The sequence below is a fragment of the Nitrosomonadales bacterium genome (genome assembly GCA_016716325.1).
Classification (GTDB): Bacteria; Pseudomonadota; Gammaproteobacteria; order Burkholderiales; family Gallionellaceae; genus Gallionella.
The window spans coordinates 406,576-425,512 of record JADJWO010000001.1 but is presented as its reverse complement, the minus strand read 5'-3'; the positions used below and the strand labels follow the sequence as shown (position 1 = coordinate 425,512).

Here is an 18,937-nt window from a genome sequence, read left to right as displayed (position 1 = left end):
TTTCCAGTCAGGATACGTACACGCTATCAGTTAGAATGAGACATGGACGATAAAGCCGTTTATATCAAGACAAGCAAAGGCGAAGACGAGATGCGCGGCACCGCCAAGCAACTCTATGGCGATGCCAAGCGCGCCTTGATGCTGGTGGACGGAAAATCCACCTATAGCGAGATCAGCAAACGCGCCGCACCGAGTTTGCGCAGCATACTGGACGAACTGTTCGCAGAGCTGGAAAAGGGCGGCTTCATCCAGGACAAGGATAAGGCGGCCAATATCCCGAAAATGGCCGTTCCGAGCAAGTTAGTCACCCCGAAAAAAACTGAAATCGACGAAAGTGCCGAGGAGTTGGACTTTACCTCGGTGTTCCGCGCGCCTTCTGCGGAAGACTTGGCCGCCGCCGCCGCCGCGGCGGAAGCGGAAGATAAAGCCAAGGCGGAGGCAAAAGCCAAGGCGGCAGCGGAAGCAAAAGCCAGAGCAGCAGCCGAAGCCAAGGCCAAGGCAGAAGCGGAAGCAAAAGCCAGAGCAGCAGCCGAAGCCAAGGCCAAGGCAGAAGCGGAAGCAAAAGCCAGAGCAGCAGCCGAAGCCAAGGCCAAGGCAGAAGCGGAAGCAAAAGCTAGAGCAGCAGCCGAAGCCAAGGCGGAAGCGGAAGCCAGGGAACGTGAAGAAGCCGAGCGTCGCGCCAAAGAAGAGGCCGAAGCTGCCCGCCTGAAAGCGGAAGAGGAAGCCGCCAAAGCCAAGGCCGAGGCAGAAGCCAAAGCGCGTGAAGAAGCCGAGCGCCGTGCCAAAGAGGAGGCCGAAGCTGCCCGCCTGAAAGCGGAAGAGGAAGCCGCCAAAGCCAAGGCCGAGGCAGAAGCCAAAGCGCGTGAAGAAGCCGAGCGCCGTGCCAAGGCAGAAGCTGAAGCCAGGGAACGTGAAGAAGCCGAGCGCCGTGCCAAAGAAGAGGCCGAAGCTGCCCGCCTGAAAGCGGAAGAGGAAGCCGCCAAAGCCAAGGCCGAGGCAGAAGCCAAAGCGCGTGAAGAAGCCGAGCGCCGTGCCAAGGCAGAAGCTGAAGCCAGGGAACGTGAAGAAGCCGAGCGCCGTGCCAAAGAAGAGGCCGAAGCTGCCCGCCTGAAAGCGGAAGAGGAAGCCGCCAAAGCCAAGGCCGAGGCAGAAGCCAAAGCGCGTGAAGAAGCCGAGCGCCGCGCCAAAGAAGAGGCCGAAGCTGCCCGCCTGAAAGCGGAAGAGGAAGCCGCCAAAGCCAAGGCCGAGGCAGAAGCCAAAGCGCGTGAAGAAGCCGAGCGTCGCGCCAAAGAAGAAGCCGAAGCCAAGGAACGCGAAGAGGTCGAAGCTGCAGTATTATCTGCCGAAGCTGCGCAACCGGAAACGGCCGGGAAGACATCATCGATCAAGCTGGAACCGTTCACTATCGGTGCGACAGAAGACACTCCTGCACCGCCGGAAGAACATGTACATCATGTACAGCATGAAGATAAAGAAGAGAAACAGGATACCGACGCGCAACTGATGGGTGGCATAGAGCTGTTCAATATGCAGGAAGAAAAAACAGAACAGCCAGTTGCAGATGCGCCCGTTGAAGCGGAGCCGTCACAGCCTAAAAGCAAGCTGGAGGAAGAACCGGTTCCACCGAAAGAACTGACGCCAGAGCCTGAATCACAGGCGCCCGCGGAAGAACCGGCTAAGCCGGTTGCCGCCGAACCGAGAATGCCGTCTGAAGAAGATGTGCAGGCGCTTGCCGGTGCTCAGGCAAAAGCATGGGCGGAAGCGGAACAGCGCGCGGCTGAAGCAGCAGCCAAGGCGCAGGTCGACCTCGAGGCGAAGAAGGCGGAAGAAGCGCGCAAGGCTTCCGTGAAAGAAGCGGCTGCCGCGCGTGCAGCACGCAAGCCGCTGCCGTGGGGAAAGATCGGCGCGGGATTGTTCGTATTATTGCTGGTGGCACTGTTCGCCGTTCCGTCTGTGATGCCGATGCAGGGCTACGTGACCGGTATCGAACAGACGCTCACTGCGGAATTGCAGCAGCCAGTGCATATCGGAAAGGCATCCGGGCGTTTGCTGCCCACGCCGCGCCTGGAATTGAGCGATGTGTCAGTAGGCGGATCCGGCCAGATCACGGTGCAGCGGGCGCAGCTTGATTTCGCCTTCTCTGCGTTGTTCTCGGCGAACAAGCAGGTCAGCGGCATCGAACTTGAGGGGCTTCAGGTGGACGGCGCCGCGTTGCAGCAGGTGGCCGGATGGTTGCAGCAGGTCGCTGCGGAAAGTCAGCATCCGGTTGCGCACATCAAACTGATTCAGGGCAAGCTGGAAGCGGAAGGCATACAGTTCTCCGGAATCGACGGGGAACTGGATTTCGACGCAGCCGGTAAGTTCACCAAGGCACGGTTGACTTCCGACGGAGGGAAAATCTCCGTGGACATCGACGCCATACCGGGCAACAAATTCCAGACTGCCATTTCAGTGCGCGGCAGCGCATTGCCGCTATTGCCGAACTGGACATTCGACGACCTGAATGCGAAGGGAGAATTGAGCGCTGATGGGCTGTTGATCACCGATATCGACAGTCGCGCCTTCGGTGGGGTGCTGCTCGGCGATGCACGCCTTGACTGGCGTTCCGGTTGGAGCGCGCAGGGGACGCTGGTCGGAAAGGCTATCTCGTTGCAGAACGTGAGTCCGCTGCTGACCGGCGACATGGACGGCAAGGCGAAGTTCAGGATGCAGGCCGACAGCCTGTCGAAACTGGCCGATAGCGTGGTGACGGAAGGCACTTTTGTCGTCAGCAAAGGCATCATCACCGGAATCGATATCGTCGAAACCACGCGCCTGCACAGCAAGAGCACCCTGCCGGGCGGACGCACGCACTTCGACGAATTGAGCGGCGAGTTGAACTATGCCAACGACGCGTATTCATTCGGACAGTTGCGGATGAAGGCCGGTGTACTGAATGCGACCGGCGCGCTGGATATTTCCAGGCGCCAACTGTCGGGCAAGATGTTTGCGGAATTGAGCTTGCGCGGCGGGATGGGTACCGTGCCCCTGCAGATCGGCGGAACGATCGACGGCCCGACCCTGGTTGCCACCCGTTAATCACCAGCATTACTTCCGATAATAAAAAACCGCCGGCGTTCTGCCGGCGGTTTGGTTTTTAGCGCTACGTTTCAGTGCGTTCTTGAGATTGTGGTTGCGACATAACCTGAAGGTTAGTCTTCACCGAAATATCAAGAAAGCGCCTTCGCAATCCGCTCCAGTGCGTTCTTGAGATTTTCCATCGAGGTGGCGAAGGAGATGCGGAAGTAGCCTTCGCTGCCGAACGCCGAGCCGGGCACCACCGCCACACCCGCTTCGAGCAGGTATTCGGTGAGTGCCAGATCGTTCGTTTCCTTGATCTTGCCTTGCTTGTGCAGACGGGCGATGGCCTCGCGCGCATCGGGGAATGCATAGAACGCGCCGCCGGCCTTGATGCACTTCACGCCCGGTATCTTGTTGAATGCATCCACTACGAATTCATGGCGCTCACGGAATGCGGCGATCATCGGTGCGAGGCAGTTCTGGTCTCCGTTCAGCGCGGCTTCAGCGGCCACTTGCGAGATCGAGGTCGGGTTCGAGGTGCTTTGCGACTGCACGTTCTCCATCGCGGTGATGATGTGCTCCGGGCCGGCCGCATAGCCGATGCGCCAGCCGGTCATGGCGTAGGCTTTGGATACGCCGTTCATCACCATGGTGCGGTCGTACAGGTCGGGGCAGGCATTCAGGATGTTGTAGAAGTTGTCCGAACCGAGCCGGATGTGTTCATACATATCGTCGGTGGCGATGAGGATGTTCGGATGCTTGCGCAACACTTCGCCCAGCGCCTTCAGGTCTTCCAGCGTGTACATCGAGCCGGAAGGATTGCTCGGGCTGTTGATGACGATCATGCGCGTCTTCGGGGTGATGGCCGCTTCCAGTTGTGTGGCGGTCAGTTTGAAACCCTGCGCGATGTCGGCCTGCACGATCACCGGCTTGCCTTCCGCGATGATGACGATGTCCGGATACGACACCCAGTACGGTGCGGTGATGATGACTTCGTCACCGGGGTTGATGGTCGCCAGTGCCAGATTGAAGAAGCTCTGCTTGCCGCCGCAGGAAACCAGGATCTGCTTCGCGGTGTAGTCCAGCCCGTTGTCCCGCTTGAACTTGGCGATGACCGCCTGCTTCAGCGACGGCGTGCCGCCCACGGCGGTGTATTTGGTGAAACCCTTGTTGATGGCCGCGATGGCGGCGTCCTTGATGTGTTGCGGGGTATCGAAATCCGGTTCGCCGGTACCCAGTCCGATGATGTCCTTGCCTTCGGCTTTCAGCTTGGCCGCGCGGGCGGCGACGGCGAGGGTGGGGGAGGGCTTGATGGCTTGTACGCGATTGGAGAGAGACACGATATTTCCTCGATGGTTGGGTTGGACAATGGCGCGGATTATATCCTGTGCCGCACAAAGGTGGCATCCCACATCATGCATGACCATTTGGCAATCCACCCTTTCCCCGTACAATATGCCGCTCGACATGACCACCATCACCTTCCCCGACAGTCCCTACATCCTGCACCAGCCGTTCGAGCCGGCGGGCGACCAGCCCGCGGCCATCGCGAAACTGGTGGAGGGCATCGCGGACGGCCTGTCGTTCCAGACGTTGCTCGGCGTGACCGGCTCCGGCAAGACCTTCACGATGGCCAACGTCATCGCGCGCACCGGCCGCCCGGCCATCGTCATGGCGCCGAACAAGACGCTCGCTGCGCAGTTGTATTCCGAACTGCGCGACTTCCTGCCCGAGAACGCGGTCGAGTATTTCGTTTCCTATTACGACTACTACCAGCCCGAGGCCTATGTGCCGTCGCGCGACGTGTACATCGAGAAGGATTCCAGCATCAACGAGCAGATCGAGCAGATGCGGCTGTCCGCCACCAAGGCGCTGCTGGAACGCGAGGACGCGGTGATCGTCGCGACCGTCTCGGCGATCTACGGTATCGGCGACCCGGTCGATTACCACGGCATGATCCTGCACCTGCGCCACAACGAGAAGATGCACCAGCGCGACGTGATCAAGCGCCTGGTCGAGATGCAGTACGAGCGCAACGAGACCGACTTCTCGCGCGGCAAGTTCCGTGTACGCGGCGACGTGATCGACATCTTCCCGGCGGAAAGCAGCGAACACGCGCTGCGCGTCACACTGTTCGACGACGAAGTGGAGACCCTGTCGCTGTTCGACCCGCTCACCGGGCACATCCTGCAGAAGGTGCCGCGCTACACCGTCTATCCGTCCAGCCATTACGTCACGCCGCGCAGCACCGTGCTGGCCGCACTGGATACCATCAAGGTCGAGCTGGCCGAGCGCATCGCGTTCTATATCCGCGAGAACAAGCTGGTCGAGGCGCAGCGCATCGAGCAGCGCACCCGCCACGACCTCGAGATGCTCAACGAGATCGGCTTCACCAAGGGCATCGAGAACTACTCGCGCCATCTGTCCGGGCGCAAGCCGGGCGAGCCGCCGCCGACACTGATCGACTACCTGCCGCCCAACGCGCTGATGTTCATCGACGAGAGCCACGTCACCATCCCGCAGATCGGCGGCATGTACAAGGGCGACCGCGCGCGCAAGGAAAACCTGGTCAACTACGGCTTCCGCCTGCCGTCCGCGATGGACAATCGCCCGTTGCGTTTCGACGAATTCGAGAAGGTGATGCGCCAGACCGTGTTCATCTCCGCCACGCCTTCGGTGTACGAAGCCGAACATGCCGGGCAGGTGGTCGAACAGGTGGTGCGTCCCACCGGACTGATCGACCCGCAGATCGAAGTACGTCCCGCCACCCATCAGGTGGACGACCTGATGTCCGAGGCCAACCTGCGCATCAAGGCGGGCGAGCGCGTGCTGGTCACCACGCTGACCAAGCGCATGGCCGAACAGCTCACCGAATACTTTTCCGAGCACGGCATCAAGGTGCGCTACCTGCACTCCGACATCGAAACCGTCGAGCGCGTCGAGATCATCCGCGACCTGCGCCTCGGCCAGTTCGACGTGCTGGTCGGCATCAACCTGCTGCGCGAAGGGCTGGACATCCCCGAAGTGTCGCTGGTCGCGATCCTGGACGCCGACAAGGAAGGCTTCCTGCGTTCCGAACGCTCGCTGATCCAGACCATCGGCCGCGCCGCGCGCCACATCAACGGCAAGGCCATCCTGTACGCCGACCGCATCACCGACTCGATGAAGCGCGCCATCGACGAGACCGAACGCCGCCGCACCAGACAGGTGGACTACAACTTCGCGCACAACATCACCCCGCAGGGCGTGCAGAAACGCATCAAGGACATCATCGAAGGCATGTACGAACCGGAAGCCGCGCGCAGCCAGCTCAAGGCCGCCCAGACGCAGGCGAAATACCTGGCGATGAGCGAAAAGGAAGTCGCGAAAGAGATCACCCGGCTGGAAAAGGAAATGCTCAAGGCCGCAAAGAACCTCGAATTCGAGCGCGCCGCCGCATTGCGCGACGAACTGAAGAAACTGCGCGACGGCGTGTTGCTGTCGCCGTTGTGATATTGCCTGCAACGAAGGTCGGGGTGAGGTATGGACCAAGTTGATCATCAGCACCTCGAACTGCTGGTCACGCGCGAGATGCCCTACGGCAAGTACAAGGGGCGCCTGATCGCCGATCTGCCGGGCAATTATCTCAACTGGTTCGCGCGCACCGGGTTTCCGCCCGGCGAACTGGGGCAGTTGCTGGCGCTGATGCAGGAGCTGGATCACAACGGGCTGTCGGCTTTGCTCGATCCGTTGCGCAAGAAGCGGCGGCCGTGAATCCCCCGCAGGGGCGTATAATGCCGGGACATTGAAACGACACACAGGAAGAGAACAGACATTGAGTACCGTTAGTTTTGCCGATCTGAACCTCGCGCCGGAAATCCTCAAGGCGCTCACCGATTCCGGTTACACCACGCCCACTCCGATCCAGGCACAGGCCATCCCGCTGGTGCTGCAGGGTTTCGACCTGATGGCGGGCGCACAGACCGGGACTGGCAAGACGGCCGCGTTCGCGCTGCCGATATTGCAGCAGCTGTTGCCGCATGCCAGTAACAGTACTTCTCCGGCGCGCCATCCCGTGCGCGCGCTGATCCTGGTGCCGACGCGCGAGCTGGCGGTGCAGGTGGAAGAGAACATCAAGGCTTATGCGAAGCACACGCAGGTGCGTTCGCTGGTGGTGTACGGCGGGGTGGACATCAAGACGCAGTCGCCGACGCTGAAGCGCGGCGTGGAGATTCTGGTGGCGACGCCGGGCCGCCTGCTGGATCACATCGAGCAGAAGACAGTGTTGCTGAACACGGTGCAGATGCTGGTGCTGGACGAAGCGGACCGTATGCTGGACATGGGGTTCATGCCGGCGCTGAAGCGAATCCTGGCGCTGTTGCCGAGGAAGCGCCAGAGCCTGATGTTTTCCGCCACGTTCTCGGACGAGATCAAGAAGCTGGCGGATGATTTCCTGATCTATCCGACGCTGATCGAGATGGCGCGCAGCAATGCGACCGCCGAGAACGTCACGCAGAAGGCCTACATGGTCGAGCAGTCGGACAAGCATTATTTGCTGACGCAGTTGCTGCAGGGGGACGATGCGAAGCAGGCGATCGTGTTCACCAAGACCAAGTTGACGGCCAGCCGCCTGGCGCGCCAGTTGCAGCGCGAAGGGGTGTCCGCCGACGCGATCCATGGCGACAAGAGCCAGCTGGAGCGCATGCAGGCGCTGGATGCGTTCAAGGAGGGCAGGGTGGCGGTGCTGATCGCGACCGACGTGGCGGCACGCGGACTGGATATCGACCATCTGCCGATGGTGATCAATTACGAGATCCCGCATGCGCCGGAGGATTATGTGCATCGCATCGGCCGCACCGGGCGGGCCGGCGCTTCCGGCACGGCGATCTCGCTGGTGTCGCCTGAGGAGGAGAAGTACCTGAAGGAGATCGAGAAGCTGATCAAGACCGATATCCGCAAGGAGGCCGCGAATATTCCCGCGCACGACTATGCACCAAAGCCGCACCGTGCGCCGCGTAGCGAGCACCGCGAACACGGCCGCGAGTACCATGTGCCCGCAAACAAGAAACCGCTGCACGATCCGTGGTTCGACAGGCCGTATGAACCGAGCGTCGCCAGCCCGAGCGCGCCGATCGAGAAACCCGAAGTGCCGACCGGAAAGCCCAAGGTGCAGATTCCGGCGCTGTTCAAGCGCCCAGGTTAGAGACTTGCGGAATTACCCAGTGCGGCAGGGGATAGGCGGAAGCCACTCCGCCATGATGCGATTCAGACGCAGCCGGTCGGTTTCGGCAGGCCGCCGTACTTGGTGATGGGTTTCATCGGGCCGGTCATCCACAGGTCGAAGAGTTCTTTCTGGTCCTGCTCGATATATTTCGCGAACTTGCGAATCGGCGGAACAGTGCCGAATTCTTCGTAGAATTCGCGGGCTTTCATGATGTGTGCCCATTTCTCATCGTTCAACTCGTAACCGTCGGCATCAGCCATCGCCTTTGCGATCTCCGGGGTCCAGTCATTCATGCTTTCGAGATAACCGTCTCCATCGCGTGTCGGGATTTCCATTATCGTTGCTCCTTGGGAATTGATTGAATACGGCAGATGGTAAATAACCCGAGTTAAATAGTCAAGTAAAGACCGCCGTGTGGCGATACAGTTACAATGGATTTGAGCAGGGCTAGAGTTGTTAATACAAGGTGATGGCTGGTTGAGATGATGAAAAAAGTTTCTGTCGTGTTTGTCTGCATGGGCAATATCTGCCGCTCGCCCACGGCCGAGGCGGTGTTCCGCCAGTATGTCGAGAATGCGGGTTTGTCCGGGAACATCCTGATCGATTCGGCGGGGACGCACGATTACCACATCGGCGAGCCGCCGGACCGGCGCACGCAGCGGGCGGCGCAGCAGCGCGGTTACGATATGGGCGGATTGCGCGGGCGGCAGGTGGCAGAGGACGATTTCCGCCGTTTCGATTATGTGCTGGCGATGGATCGGGCCAATCTTGCCATCCTGCAACGCATCGCGCCGCCGGATAGCGGAACGCAGACGAGACTGTTCCTCGAGTTTGCGCGCCATCATGCGGAGCGCGAAGTTCCCGATCCCTATTATGGCGGCGCGGACGGGTTCGAGCGGGTGCTGGATATGGTGGAGGATGCGGCGGAAGGGTTGTTGCAGCATATCCGAGAGCGGCATCTGTAGCCGTCGCGATTCGCTCCGATGATAAAAAAACCGCACGGCTTGCACCGTGCGGTTTTTGTTTTGCCGGATGGCAGGATTACGCTTGCGGGTGTTGCGTTTCGATCTGCACCAGCGGTTCGTTTTCCACATACACCTCACGTGGACGTACCCTGCGGCGGTTGGCCGGTTGCGCGGGTGCTTCCTGAACAACGGCCGAGACGGTCTTGAGCTTTTCTGCGGCGGTCTCGATCTGCACCAAGCCTTCGCTCATGACAGCGGGTGCGGCAACGGGTTTTGCTGCTGCGACTTCCGGCGCGCGCGGGGGCGTCACAACCGTTGGCATCGCGATGTACTCGGTCGGTTTCACCGGCGGCGTGTAGCCTTGCGGATAGGCGATGTATTCCGTCGGCTTCAGCGGCGGGGTATAGCCTTCCGGATACGCGACATATTCCGTGGGCTTGACGGTGGCCGGCTTAGCCGCGACTGCGGTTTCGGCATTCGTCATCGGGGTCTCTGCGTTTTGCGTACCTTGTTCGCGACGTTCGCGTTCGCGTCGGCCACCGCGGCGACCGCGACGGCGACTGCCTTCACGTGCGCCGCCTTCTTCGGTCTGTTCCGCAGCGGCTGGCGCTGCCGATTCGATCACCGGCTTCTCTTCGGCGACACGCGGCGGACGCGGCTGCCTGGGCTGGCGTGGTTCACGCTGTTCTTGTGGCTTGGCCTCGGCCTGAGTCTCTTTTTCGCCGCGCTCCGCACGTTCACGGCGTTTGCCGCCTTCGCCGCGCTCACCGCGTTCACGGCGTTTACCACCCTCGCCGCGCTCGCTGCGTTCAGCGCGTTCGCGACGCGGCTGGGCACGCGATTTCTTCGCGGCGGGCTTGGGCTGCTTCTCCTCGTCCTCGCCCAGCGATTTGAGCCAGCCGAACAGTTTGCCGAGCAGGGAAGGTTGGGCGGGTTCCGTCTTTTGCGGGGCCGGTTGCACCGGGGTGATGCCCTGCACCACAGCCTGTGCGCGGGTGGCTTTCTGCTGCTCTTGTGCAGCGCCCAGCGGCTTGTCTTCGGGTTTTTCCACCAGTTTGTAGCTGGCCTGCATGATTTCCGGCGTCATGTCGTCCAGACGCAGGCGGTTGATGCTGTAGTTCGGGGTTTCCAGATGCGGATTGGGGATCAGCGTGACCGAGACTTTCAGGCGCGATTCGATGCGGTGGATGTCGGAACGCTTTTCGTTGAGCAGGAAGGTTGCGACATCAACCGGGACCTGCACATGGATCGCCATACTGGTTTCCTTCATCGCTTCTTCCTGGATGATACGCAGGATGTGCAGCGCGGAGGATTCGGTGCCGCGGATATGGCCGATGCCGCTGCAACGCGGGCAGGCGATGTAGTTGCTTTCGCCGAGGCTGGGTTGCAGTCGCTGGCGCGACAGTTCCAGCAGGCCGAAGCGCGAGATCTTGGCGGTCTGCACGCGGGCACGGTCGTAGTGCAGCGAGTCGCGCAGGCGGTCTTCAACGGCACGCTGGTTGCGGCTGCTTTCCATGTCGATGAAATCAATCACGATCAGGCCGCCCAGGTCGCGCAGGCGCAACTGGCGGGCGATCTCTTCGGCCGCTTCGAGGTTGGTGTTGAACGCGGTTGCTTCGATGTCCGAGCCGCGAGTGGCGCGCGCCGAGTTGATATCGATCGCGGTCAGCGCTTCGGTATGGTCGATCACGATCGCGCCGCCGGATGGCAGGCGCACTTCGCGCGCATGGGCGGACTCGATTTGGTGCTCGATCTGGAAGCGCGAGAACAGCGGCACGTCGTCCACATAACGCTTGATGCGGTTCACGTTGTTCGGCATGACCGTGCTCATGAACGCATGGGCTTGCTGGTAAACGTCTTCAGTGTCGATCAGGATCTCGCCGATCTCGGGATTGAAGTAGTCGCGGATCGCGCGCACCACCAGGCTGCTTTCCAGGTAGATCAGCGACGGCGCCTTTTCAGCTTCCGCTGCGCCTTCGATCGCGTCCCACAATTGTTTGAGGTAGTTCAGGTCCCATTGCAGTTCTTCCTCGTTGCGGCCGATGCCTGCGGTGCGCGCGATGATGCTCATGCCCTGCGGCACTTCGACGCGCGACAGCACGTCGCGCAGCTCGTTGCGCTCTTCGCCCTCGATACGGCGCGATACACCGCCACCGTTCGGATTGTTCGGCATCAGCACGATGTAGCGGCCGGCCAGGCTGATGTAGGTGGTCAGCGCCGCGCCCTTGTTGCCGCGTTCGTCCTTTTCGACCTGGACCAGCAGTTCCTGGCCTTCCTTCAATGCTTCCTTGACAGTGGGGCGGTTGCCGCAACCGGGCAGATAGAACTGCGGTGAGACTTCCTTGAAGGGGAGGAATCCGTGGCGGGTGCCGCCGTATTCGACGAAGCAGGCTTCGAGGCTGGGCTCGACGCGGGTGATGACGGCTTTGTAGATGTTGCTCTTGCGTTGCTCTTTACCGGCGGTTTCGATGTCGAGGTCGATGAGTTTCTGACCGTCAACAATGGCGACGCGGAGTTCTTCCGGTTGCGTCGCATTGAATAGCATGCGTTTCATTTATATTGTCTCCCGCGCTCTGACACGGGCAGGACATCGCTACACGCGGTCAGGCGTGAGAGAGGATCAATCGTGCAAACAGTCGTAATTTGTGCAAACGGTTGGTCAAAATCAGTTCTCTGTCAGTAGCTTGTCTTGGTAATCTTTTTGGTGCTGCAGCATTGGTTGCGGACACGGAGGGGGAGAATTCCCGGATACGTGCAGGGCGGCCAGATGGCGGCTCCTGCAATCATCCGGCTCGACCAGATAAGGTGTCCCAACGCTTGCTCCAGCGCATAAAATCCACGGGTGCTTCGAGCGCGTAAATCAATTACTATCGCTGCTGGTTCCGGTGAGCGATATTAACCGGGCTGCGGCTGGTCGGGTGGCGGCGCATGTCGCCGTCGCTTGTGCCAAATTTCCTGGCGTGGAAGAGTACTTCCCTAATTGACCCGATACCAAAAACGCGCGAGCGACGAAGTATAAGCATAATGAATGGTTTAAGCAAAGAATCTGTCACCTTTCTCGAAATAGACGAAAGTGGCGAGTCGCAACGCATCGACAATTTCCTGTTCCGCCATCTGAAAGGCGTTCCGAAAAGCCACGTCTATCGCATCCTGCGCGGCGAGGTCCGGGTGAACAAAAAGCGTGTCGACCAGACCTACCGCCTGCAATTGGGCGACGTGCTGCGCATCCCGCCGATCCGCGTGGCGGCCAAAAACGAGGCGGTCGAACACCTCATTCCGGCGCTCGAATTCCCGATCTTGTACGAAGATGACGCCATTCTGGCGATAGATAAGCCATCCGGCGTTGCGGTGCACGGTGGCAGCGGGGTGAGCTTCGGGGTCATCGAACAGTTGCGCCGGGCGCGTCCGCAAGCCAAGTTCCTGGAACTGGTGCACCGCCTTGACCGCGAAACTTCGGGGGTGTTGCTGGTGGCCAAGAAGCGTTCGGCCCTGACCGGTCTGCACGAGATCATGCGCGAAGGGAACAGCGACAAGCGTTACCTGACACTGGTGCTCGGGAAATGGCAGAACGCCCGGCAGCATGTCAAATTACCGCTGCACAAGTTCGATACCCCGCAGGGCGAGAAGCGCGTGATCGTCAAGGAGGGGGGGCAGGCCGCGCATACCATCTTTAACCTGCAGAAAAACTGGGCGCCGCAAAACAATGGAACCGGGTTCAGTTTGCTGGAGGCGCATCTCAAGACGGGGCGTACCCACCAGATACGCGTGCATCTGTCTCACCTCGGCTTTCCGATCGCGGGCGACGACAAGTACGGCGACTTCGCGCGCAACAGGGAACTGATGAAACAGGGGCTGAAGCGCATGTTCCTGCACGCGCATTCGATCGCGTTCAACCATCCGCTGACCGGCGAGCCGCTGCAACTGACAGCGCCGCTGCCCGGGGAATTGCAGAAGTTCATCGCCCGGCTGGATGCCGGGGCTAGTTCTTGATCCGCGTCAACAATACCGTGATCTCTTCGCGGTCGTGGTAGAGCTGCCTGGCGAGCATCCGGTAGTTGATGCCCTCTTCATCCAGACGGTTCCGGATGCTGCCGAGAGCGCTGTCGATTGCGGCAAGGCGCTGTTTCATCGGTAGTTTCAGGTTGAATATGGCGTATTTGCACCAGCCCGGCACGAACCATGTTCCGACCAGGTCGGCGACCCTGGACGGCTTTTCCACCATATCGCAGACCAGCCAGTCCACCGCCTTGCGTGGCACGTATTTGAAGCCATCCTGCCTGAGGTGCTGCACCAGCGGGTGCCGGGCCATCGTGCCTTTCATCGGACCGTTGTCCACCGCCGCAACGCGCAGGCCGCGTTTGACCAGTTGCCAGGTCCAGCCGCCGGGGGCCGCGCCCAGGTCCACCGCGCTCATGCCCTGCCGCAACAGGCGCGACTGCTCGCTTTTGTCCATGAACACCTCGATGGCCTCGGCCAGTTTCAGCGTGGAGCGGCTCGGTGCCTCGGCGGGCATGGACTGGCGGGCGATGCCCATCACGTAAGGCGCGCTGTTGTACGGGTCGCTGGTGCCGACCAGCACGGTGGATCTGTCGGGAAAGAACAGGTGCAGCCGCACGGCGCGCGGATCGTCCGGCAACCGCCCCTGTTCGCGCAACGCGCTGTCCAGCAGCGGCTGGAAGCGGCGGGTGAAAGCGGACAGGGTCTTGCCGTCGTTGGTGTCGGGCACTTCCAGCCACAACGTGCTGAAATGTCCGGGCAACGACGCGACGGCAGCGAGGACGGGGGTGAGGCGGTCGCGCTCCGGCAACGATTCGATGGTCTGCTGCAGGCGGATCAACTGGCGCGCGAAGACCAGTTCACGATAGCGCAGTTGCTGTCCGTTGAGCGCGACCACGACGTAGCCGCTGTCGGCGGTCACGTCGGGCTGTTCGGCAATGACCGGACGTTGCGAGCGCGCCTGGCGCAACGCTTCCTGCGCGCAGTCCCGTTCGAAGCCGGGACGGCAATACAGCAGCCAATGAATGATCTCTGGAGTTTGCATGGCGCGCATTGTGTCATAGCTGATGGTAATATCCGCGCCTCTTTTTTTGAGGATGGGCGATGGACAGGCGTTACGATCTGATCGTGTTCGACTGGGACGGAACGGTGATGGATTCGACCGCAGTGATCGCGGGTTCGATCCAGGCGGCGTGCCGCGACCTTGACCTGCCCGTACCCAGCGACGAGGCGGCGCGCCATGTGATCGGGCTGGGCCTGACCCAGGCATTGCGCCATGCCGTGCCGGCAGCACCGGAATCGATGTACCCGCCGCTGGTGGAACGTTACCGGCATCATTTTCTGGCGCAGGATCAGGATATCCCGCTGTTCGACGGCGCGCGCGAAACGATAGCGGAATTGCACGATGCGGGTTATTGTCTCGGTGTGGCGACAGGCAAGAGCCGCGCCGGGCTGGACAGGGCGCTGGAGGCGACCGGCATGAAGCGCTATTTCCACGCGACACGCACGGCGGACCAGACGTTTTCAAAGCCGAATCCGGCGATGCTGTTTGAACTGATGGACGAATTGGCGGTCAGTGCCGAACGCACCCTGATGGTGGGCGATACCACGCACGATGTGCAGTTGGCGCACAACGCCAGCGTGGACGTGGTGGCCGTGGGACACGGCGCGCATCCGCCGGAGCAGTTGCAGGAACTGGAGCCGCTGGCGCTGGTGGAGGATTTCGCGGCATTGCGGGCGTGGCTGGGAGCGAATGCCTGATAATTCATGTCACCACGAAGGCCACAGAGATCACGAAGACTTTTTACGAGTCTGCCGTCCTTGGACGATATCCCCGCCAACCCGGATCCATGGAGCGGCATGAGGGTGAATGTTTATCGGCAAGGCGAATTTCATTTGCGGAACAACCTGTCGTTGTTCTTCGCGGCCTTCGTGCTCTTCGTGCTCTTCGTGGTGCCAGGGTTTAGTTTGGTTTATTTCTAAGGAGTCGTAATGTCAGAGGAAAACAACAACTGGGAACGCGGCGTGATGGAAAAGCTGGCGATGTCGGCCATCCAGGAGCAGCGTCGCGCGCGCCACTGGAGCATCTTCTTCAAGGTGCTGACGTTCGGTTACCTGTTCATCCTGTTGTTCCTCTTCATGGGTTGGTCCGACAAGAGCGAGACCTCGCTGGGCACCGGCAAGCACACCGCACTGGTGGATATGCAGGGCGTGATCGCGGCGGACAGCGTGGCCGGCTCGGACAATATCATTCCCGGCCTGCAGGAAGCCTTCAAGGATAAGGGTACCAAGGGCGTGATCCTGCGCATCAACAGTCCGGGCGGCAGCCCGGTGCAGGCCGGCCAGATCAACGATGAGATGCGCCGCCTGCGCGCCAAACATCCGGACATCCCGCTGTATGTGGTGGTCGAGGACATCTGCGCGTCCGGCGGCTATTACGTGGCGGTTGCGGCGGACAAGATCTTCGTGGACAAGGCCAGCCTGATCGGCTCCATCGGCGTGCTGATGGACGGCTTCGGTTTCACCGGGACGATGGAAAAGGTCGGCGTCGAGCGCCGCCTGATCACTGCCGGCACCAACAAGGGTTTCCTCGATCCGTTCTCGCCAGCCGATCCGGGTCAGCAGGAATACGCCAGGCAGATGCTGGCCGAGATCCACCAGCAGTTCATCGACGTGGTAAAGCAGGGGCGCGGCAAGCGCCTCAAGGAAACGCCGGACACCTTCAGCGGTCTGGTGTGGAACGGCCAGCGCGGCATCGAGATGGGACTGGCGGACGGTTACGGCAGCATCGAGTCGGTGGCACGCGACGTGATCAAGGAAGAGAATATCGTGGACTTCACCGTCCAGGAGAACTTTGCCGACCGCCTGGCGAAACGCTTCGGCGCGGGCGTGGCGAGTGCCTTCCCCGGATTCGGTGCACAAGTGGGGGGCGTGACGCTACGCTAGTTCTGCGCGCAGTTCGTCCAGCCGGGTGATCGGCGGCAGGCATTGCGTGCCGAGGCACAGCCAGGCCGTCGTGGTCGGGCTGCCGGGTTTGTCCAGCGGGGCAGGCAATCCAGTCTCGTAGCCAGTCAACGCGATGATCATCAGTCCCGGCCGGTATTCTTCCGCGACAGCCGCCTGCCAGGCGGCTGTTTCCTTTTCGTCTCCGCATAACACCAGCAGTGAGGCCGGTTGCAACAGTTCCCCCAGTGCCGTGTTCAGGCTGCAACACTGGCTGGCTGCCTGCCGCATCAGCGGGTAGAACAATCGCAGGCAACGCTCGGCCGCTGCGGCGTAACGCGTTTCGCCGCTCAGGAGGGACAACCGCAGCAGGCTTTGTGCGGCAATGCCGTTGCCGGAAGGCGTGGCGTTGTCCTGTCCGGTCTTGTTGCGCTGGATGAGCGCCTCATGGTTGTGGCTGGTGAAGTAGAAGCCGCCGTTCTCCCGGTCTTCGAAACGTGCCAGCAGTGCATCGGCGAGTTGCAGCGCGAACTGCATGTCGCCGGCACGATATTCCGTTTGCAGCGATTCCAGTACGGCAGCCAGCAGGAAGGCATGGTCGTCCAGATAGGCGTTCAGGTGGGTCTTGCCATCCTTGTGCGTGGCGTACAGCCTGCCGTCCTGCCACAGGGTTTCGCGCACGAAATCCAGGGCGCGTTGTGCCGAGATCTTCCACTCTTCACGTCCGAGCACGCGTGCCGCTTTGGCCATGCCCGCGATCATCAGGCCGTTCCAGCTTCCCAATATCTTTTCATCCCGGCCGGGGCGGACGCGCTGCTCGCGCGCGGCGAACAGCCTGGCCCGGGCCGAGGCCAGCAGGTCGGCCGCCTGCTGCTGGTCAAGCTTGAGCGATTGCGCGATCTCGTTCAGCGGCCGGCTCACGCGCAGGTTCCATGCGTGGTTCTCGAAGTTGGGCGAGCCATCCACACCGTAATAGGGTGCGGCTACGGCATATTCATCCGCGCTCAACAGGCTGCGTACTTCCTCGCGCTGCCAGACATAGAACTTGCCTTCCTCATGTTCCGAGTCGGCATCCAGCGAGGCGTAGTAGCCACCAGAATCGTTCATTTCGCGTAGCGATCTGTTCGCCCCCTTTCCCGCAAGCGGGAGAGGGTTGGGGAGAGGGGAGCCAGGCGACTGCATCTCGCGCATCACCCATCCGGCGGTCTGTTCCACCACACCCGCGAAGAACGGGTCGTTGCTGCAGCGCCAAGCGTCGCAATACAGGCCGAGCAGCAGGCCGTTGTCATACAGCATCTTCTCGAAATGCGGGATGTCCCAGAATTCGTCCACACTGTAACGGCAGAAGCCGCCGCCGAGCTGGTCGTACAGCCCGCCCAATGCCATCCGTTGCAGCGTGAACAACGCGACGTAACGGGTCTGTTCGTCGTGCTTTGCATGCGCCTGCCGCAGCAACAGATCCAGTTCTGCGGGATGCAGGAACTTGGGCGCGCCGCCGAAGCCGCCGTGCATACGGTCAAAGTCCCTGCTGAGCTGCTGCACGGCTGTCGCGACCGGAGAAACATCCAGTACAGCGTCATCCGGGTTTTTTTCCGGTTGCCATGCGGCGAGGGCAGCGACAAGTTGCCCGCCCTGTGCTGACAGTTCGCCGGGTTTGTCCCGGTAGGTCTGAGCGATGTGCAGCAGCAGTTGCGGGAAACCGGGCAGGCCGTAGCGTGCCTGTTTCGGGAAATACGTGCCGCCGAAGAACGGCGTGCCGTCCGGCGCGAGGAACATGGTCAGCGGCCAGCCGCCGCTGCGCCGCGTCAGCAGGTAATGCGCGTTCTGGTAGACCTGGTCGAGGTCGGGGCGTTCTTCCCGGTCCACCTTGATGTTGACGAAGTGTTCGTTCATCACGGCGGCAACGTCCTCGTCCTCGAACGATTCATGCGCCATCACATGGCACCAGTGGCAGGCGGAATAACCGATGGAAAGCAGGATGGGCTTGTTCTGATCGCGCGCCAGTTGCAGCGCCCCGGCATTCCACGGATGCCAGTCCACCGGATTGTCGGCGTGTTGCAACAGGTAGGGGCTGGTCTCGTGGATGAGGTGATTGGTCATGGCGTCAGCGCAGCAGCGGCGCCAGTTCCTTCAGCACGTTGTTCATCAGCCGCAGCTGAGCCTCGGCAGTGGGGTGCAGGTTGTCGGCCTGGAATTGTTCCGGCGGCACGCCTTCCAGCAGGAACGGCAGCAATCCTATGCGGTGCCTTTTCGCGATTCTGGGGAACAGGTTCTGGAATCGAGTGATGTATGGCTCGCCGTAATTGGGCGGCAACCGGATACCGAGCAACAGCACTCTCGCGCCTGCCTTGCGTGATCGCGCAATGATCGAGCCCAGATTCCTTTCCGTTTCCGCCAGCGCCGTGCCGCGCAACCCGTCGTTCGCACCGAGTTCCACGATCACGATGGCGGGGCGGTGTTCCTGCAACGCCCTGCCGATCCGGCGCAATCCGCCGGCGGTGGTTTCGCCGCTGATGCTGGCATTCACCACCGCGTATCCGGGATGATCCCTGTCCAGTTCCTGTTGCAACAGGCTCGGCCAGGATGCATCGCGTGCAATTCCGTAGCCGGCTGATAAACTGTCGCCAAACACCAGGATGTTGTTCGCGGCGAGTGCGGAAAGCGGCAGCCACAACACAATGGACAGCAAGATAAACATTAAGGCCGTCATTCCGGGCTTGACCCGGAATCCAGCGTTTTGATCGAACTGGGTTCCCGCTTTCGCGGGAAC

15 protein-coding genes are annotated in these 18,937 nt (G+C 61.2%); 9 read left to right on the top strand and 6 right to left on the bottom strand.

Features of this window, described 5'->3' with window-relative positions:
• The first annotated feature begins 42 nt into the window (after nt 1-42).
• Nucleotides 43-3,078 carry an AsmA family protein gene (locus IPM27_01970; protein MBK9160331.1) on the top strand — a complete coding sequence of 1,012 codons (3,036 nt, stop codon included), beginning with the start codon at nt 43-45 and terminating at the stop codon, nt 3,076-3,078.
• A gap of 131 nt (nt 3,079-3,209) precedes the next feature.
• On the opposite strand, the gene IPM27_01965 is transcribed toward IPM27_01970, so the two are convergent.
• Nucleotides 3,210-4,400, bottom strand: coding sequence for a pyridoxal phosphate-dependent aminotransferase (locus tag IPM27_01965; GenBank protein ID MBK9160330.1), 1,191 nt, complete (start codon nt 4,398-4,400; stop codon nt 3,210-3,212).
• Nucleotides 4,401-4,527: 127 nt separating this feature from the next.
• Between IPM27_01965 and uvrB the strand changes: the two genes are divergently transcribed.
• The 3 genes from uvrB (at nt 4,528) to IPM27_01950 (ending at nt 8,242) form a co-directional block, all read left to right on the top strand.
• Nucleotides 4,528-6,552 (top strand): excinuclease ABC subunit UvrB, encoded by a 2,025-nt coding sequence (gene uvrB, locus IPM27_01960; protein MBK9160329.1) that lies wholly within the window; start codon nt 4,528-4,530, stop codon nt 6,550-6,552.
• A gap of 30 nt (nt 6,553-6,582) precedes the next feature.
• Nucleotides 6,583-6,813, top strand: coding sequence for a DUF3820 family protein (locus tag IPM27_01955; protein ID MBK9160328.1), 231 nt, complete (start codon nt 6,583-6,585; stop codon nt 6,811-6,813).
• Nucleotides 6,814-6,874: 61 nt separating this feature from the next.
• Nucleotides 6,875-8,242: a DEAD/DEAH box helicase gene (locus tag IPM27_01950; protein MBK9160327.1), complete on the top strand. Its 1,368-nt coding sequence runs from the start codon at nt 6,875-6,877 to the stop codon at nt 8,240-8,242.
• Nucleotides 8,243-8,304: 62 nt separating this feature from the next.
• Here the strand turns inward: IPM27_01950 and IPM27_01945 are convergent, their stop codons facing one another.
• A complete protein-coding gene (locus IPM27_01945; protein ID MBK9160326.1) occupies nt 8,305-8,598 on the bottom strand; it encodes a TusE/DsrC/DsvC family sulfur relay protein in 294 nt (97 codons plus the stop codon).
• Nucleotides 8,599-8,745: 147 nt separating this feature from the next.
• Here IPM27_01945 and IPM27_01940 point away from each other — a divergent pair, with 147 nt between their 5' ends.
• Nucleotides 8,746-9,228, top strand: coding sequence for a low molecular weight phosphotyrosine protein phosphatase (locus IPM27_01940; protein MBK9160325.1), 483 nt, complete (start codon nt 8,746-8,748; stop codon nt 9,226-9,228).
• 76 nt (nt 9,229-9,304) lie between these two features.
• On the opposite strand, the gene IPM27_01935 is transcribed toward IPM27_01940, so the two are convergent.
• Nucleotides 9,305-11,782, bottom strand: coding sequence for an Rne/Rng family ribonuclease (locus tag IPM27_01935; protein ID MBK9160324.1), 2,478 nt, complete (start codon nt 11,780-11,782; stop codon nt 9,305-9,307).
• Nucleotides 11,783-12,252: 470 nt separating this feature from the next.
• Between IPM27_01935 and IPM27_01930 the strand changes: the two genes are divergently transcribed.
• On the top strand, nt 12,253-13,218 hold the full coding sequence (locus IPM27_01930; GenBank protein MBK9160323.1) for an RluA family pseudouridine synthase: 966 nt from the start codon (nt 12,253-12,255) through the stop codon (nt 13,216-13,218).
• Here the strand turns inward: IPM27_01930 and rlmM are convergent.
• Nucleotides 13,208-14,269, bottom strand: a complete 1,062-nt coding sequence (rlmM, locus tag IPM27_01925; protein ID MBK9160322.1) for a 23S rRNA (cytidine(2498)-2'-O)-methyltransferase RlmM — start codon at nt 14,267-14,269, stop codon at nt 13,208-13,210. The two genes, IPM27_01930 and rlmM, sit on opposite strands and share 11 nt — an antisense overlap.
• A 59-nt stretch (nt 14,270-14,328) precedes the next feature.
• Here rlmM and IPM27_01920 point away from each other — a divergent pair, with 59 nt between their 5' ends.
• The 3 genes from IPM27_01920 to IPM27_01910 are packed head-to-tail and all read left to right on the top strand — an operon-like array spanning nt 14,329 to nt 16,170.
• Complete coding sequence (locus IPM27_01920; GenBank protein MBK9160321.1) at nt 14,329-14,985, top strand: HAD-IA family hydrolase; 657 nt, start codon at nt 14,329-14,331, stop codon at nt 14,983-14,985.
• Nucleotides 14,986-15,045: 60 nt separating this feature from the next.
• A complete protein-coding gene (locus tag IPM27_01915; protein MBK9160320.1) occupies nt 15,046-15,207 on the top strand; it encodes a hypothetical protein in 162 nt (53 codons plus the stop codon).
• Nucleotides 15,208-15,216: 9 nt separating this feature from the next.
• Nucleotides 15,217-16,170, top strand: a complete 954-nt coding sequence (locus IPM27_01910) for a S49 family peptidase (GenBank protein MBK9160319.1) — start codon at nt 15,217-15,219, stop codon at nt 16,168-16,170.
• Here the strand turns inward: IPM27_01910 and IPM27_01905 are convergent.
• Both IPM27_01905 and IPM27_01900 read right to left on the bottom strand, forming a co-directional pair.
• On the bottom strand, nt 16,162-18,267 hold the full coding sequence (locus IPM27_01905) for a thioredoxin domain-containing protein (GenBank protein MBK9160318.1): 2,106 nt from the start codon (nt 18,265-18,267) through the stop codon (nt 16,162-16,164). The two genes, IPM27_01910 and IPM27_01905, sit on opposite strands and share 9 nt — an antisense overlap.
• Nucleotides 18,268-18,271: 4 nt before the next feature.
• Entirely contained in the window at nt 18,272-18,877 is a 606-nt protein-coding gene (locus IPM27_01900; GenBank protein ID MBK9160317.1) for an arylesterase, read from the bottom strand.
• Between the last annotated feature and the right edge of the window lie 60 nt (nt 18,878-18,937).

Excerpts from the sequence above, each read along its gene's own strand:
- uvrB (MBK9160329.1), top strand. The coding sequence starts at position 4,528 with ATGACCACCATCACCTTCCCCGACAGTCCCTACATCCTGCACCAGCCG.
- IPM27_01935 (MBK9160324.1), bottom strand. The coding sequence starts at position 11,782 with ATGAAACGCATGCTATTCAATGCGACGCAACCGGAAGAACTCCGCGTC.
- IPM27_01945 (MBK9160326.1), bottom strand. The coding sequence starts at position 8,598 with ATGGAAATCCCGACACGCGATGGAGACGGTTATCTCGAAAGCATGAAT.
- IPM27_01905 (MBK9160318.1), bottom strand. The coding sequence starts at position 18,267 with ATGACCAATCACCTCATCCACGAGACCAGCCCCTACCTGTTGCAACAC.
- IPM27_01930 (MBK9160323.1), top strand. The coding sequence starts at position 12,253 with ATGAATGGTTTAAGCAAAGAATCTGTCACCTTTCTCGAAATAGACGAA.
- IPM27_01900 (MBK9160317.1), bottom strand. The coding sequence starts at position 18,877 with ATGACGGCCTTAATGTTTATCTTGCTGTCCATTGTGTTGTGGCTGCCG.
- IPM27_01920 (MBK9160321.1), top strand. The coding sequence starts at position 14,329 with ATGGACAGGCGTTACGATCTGATCGTGTTCGACTGGGACGGAACGGTG.
- IPM27_01970 (MBK9160331.1), top strand. The coding sequence starts at position 43 with ATGGACGATAAAGCCGTTTATATCAAGACAAGCAAAGGCGAAGACGAG.
- IPM27_01910 (MBK9160319.1), top strand. The coding sequence starts at position 15,217 with ATGTCAGAGGAAAACAACAACTGGGAACGCGGCGTGATGGAAAAGCTG.
- IPM27_01940 (MBK9160325.1), top strand. The coding sequence starts at position 8,746 with ATGATGAAAAAAGTTTCTGTCGTGTTTGTCTGCATGGGCAATATCTGC.
- IPM27_01955 (MBK9160328.1), top strand. The coding sequence starts at position 6,583 with ATGGACCAAGTTGATCATCAGCACCTCGAACTGCTGGTCACGCGCGAG.
- rlmM (MBK9160322.1), bottom strand. The coding sequence starts at position 14,269 with ATGCAAACTCCAGAGATCATTCATTGGCTGCTGTATTGCCGTCCCGGC.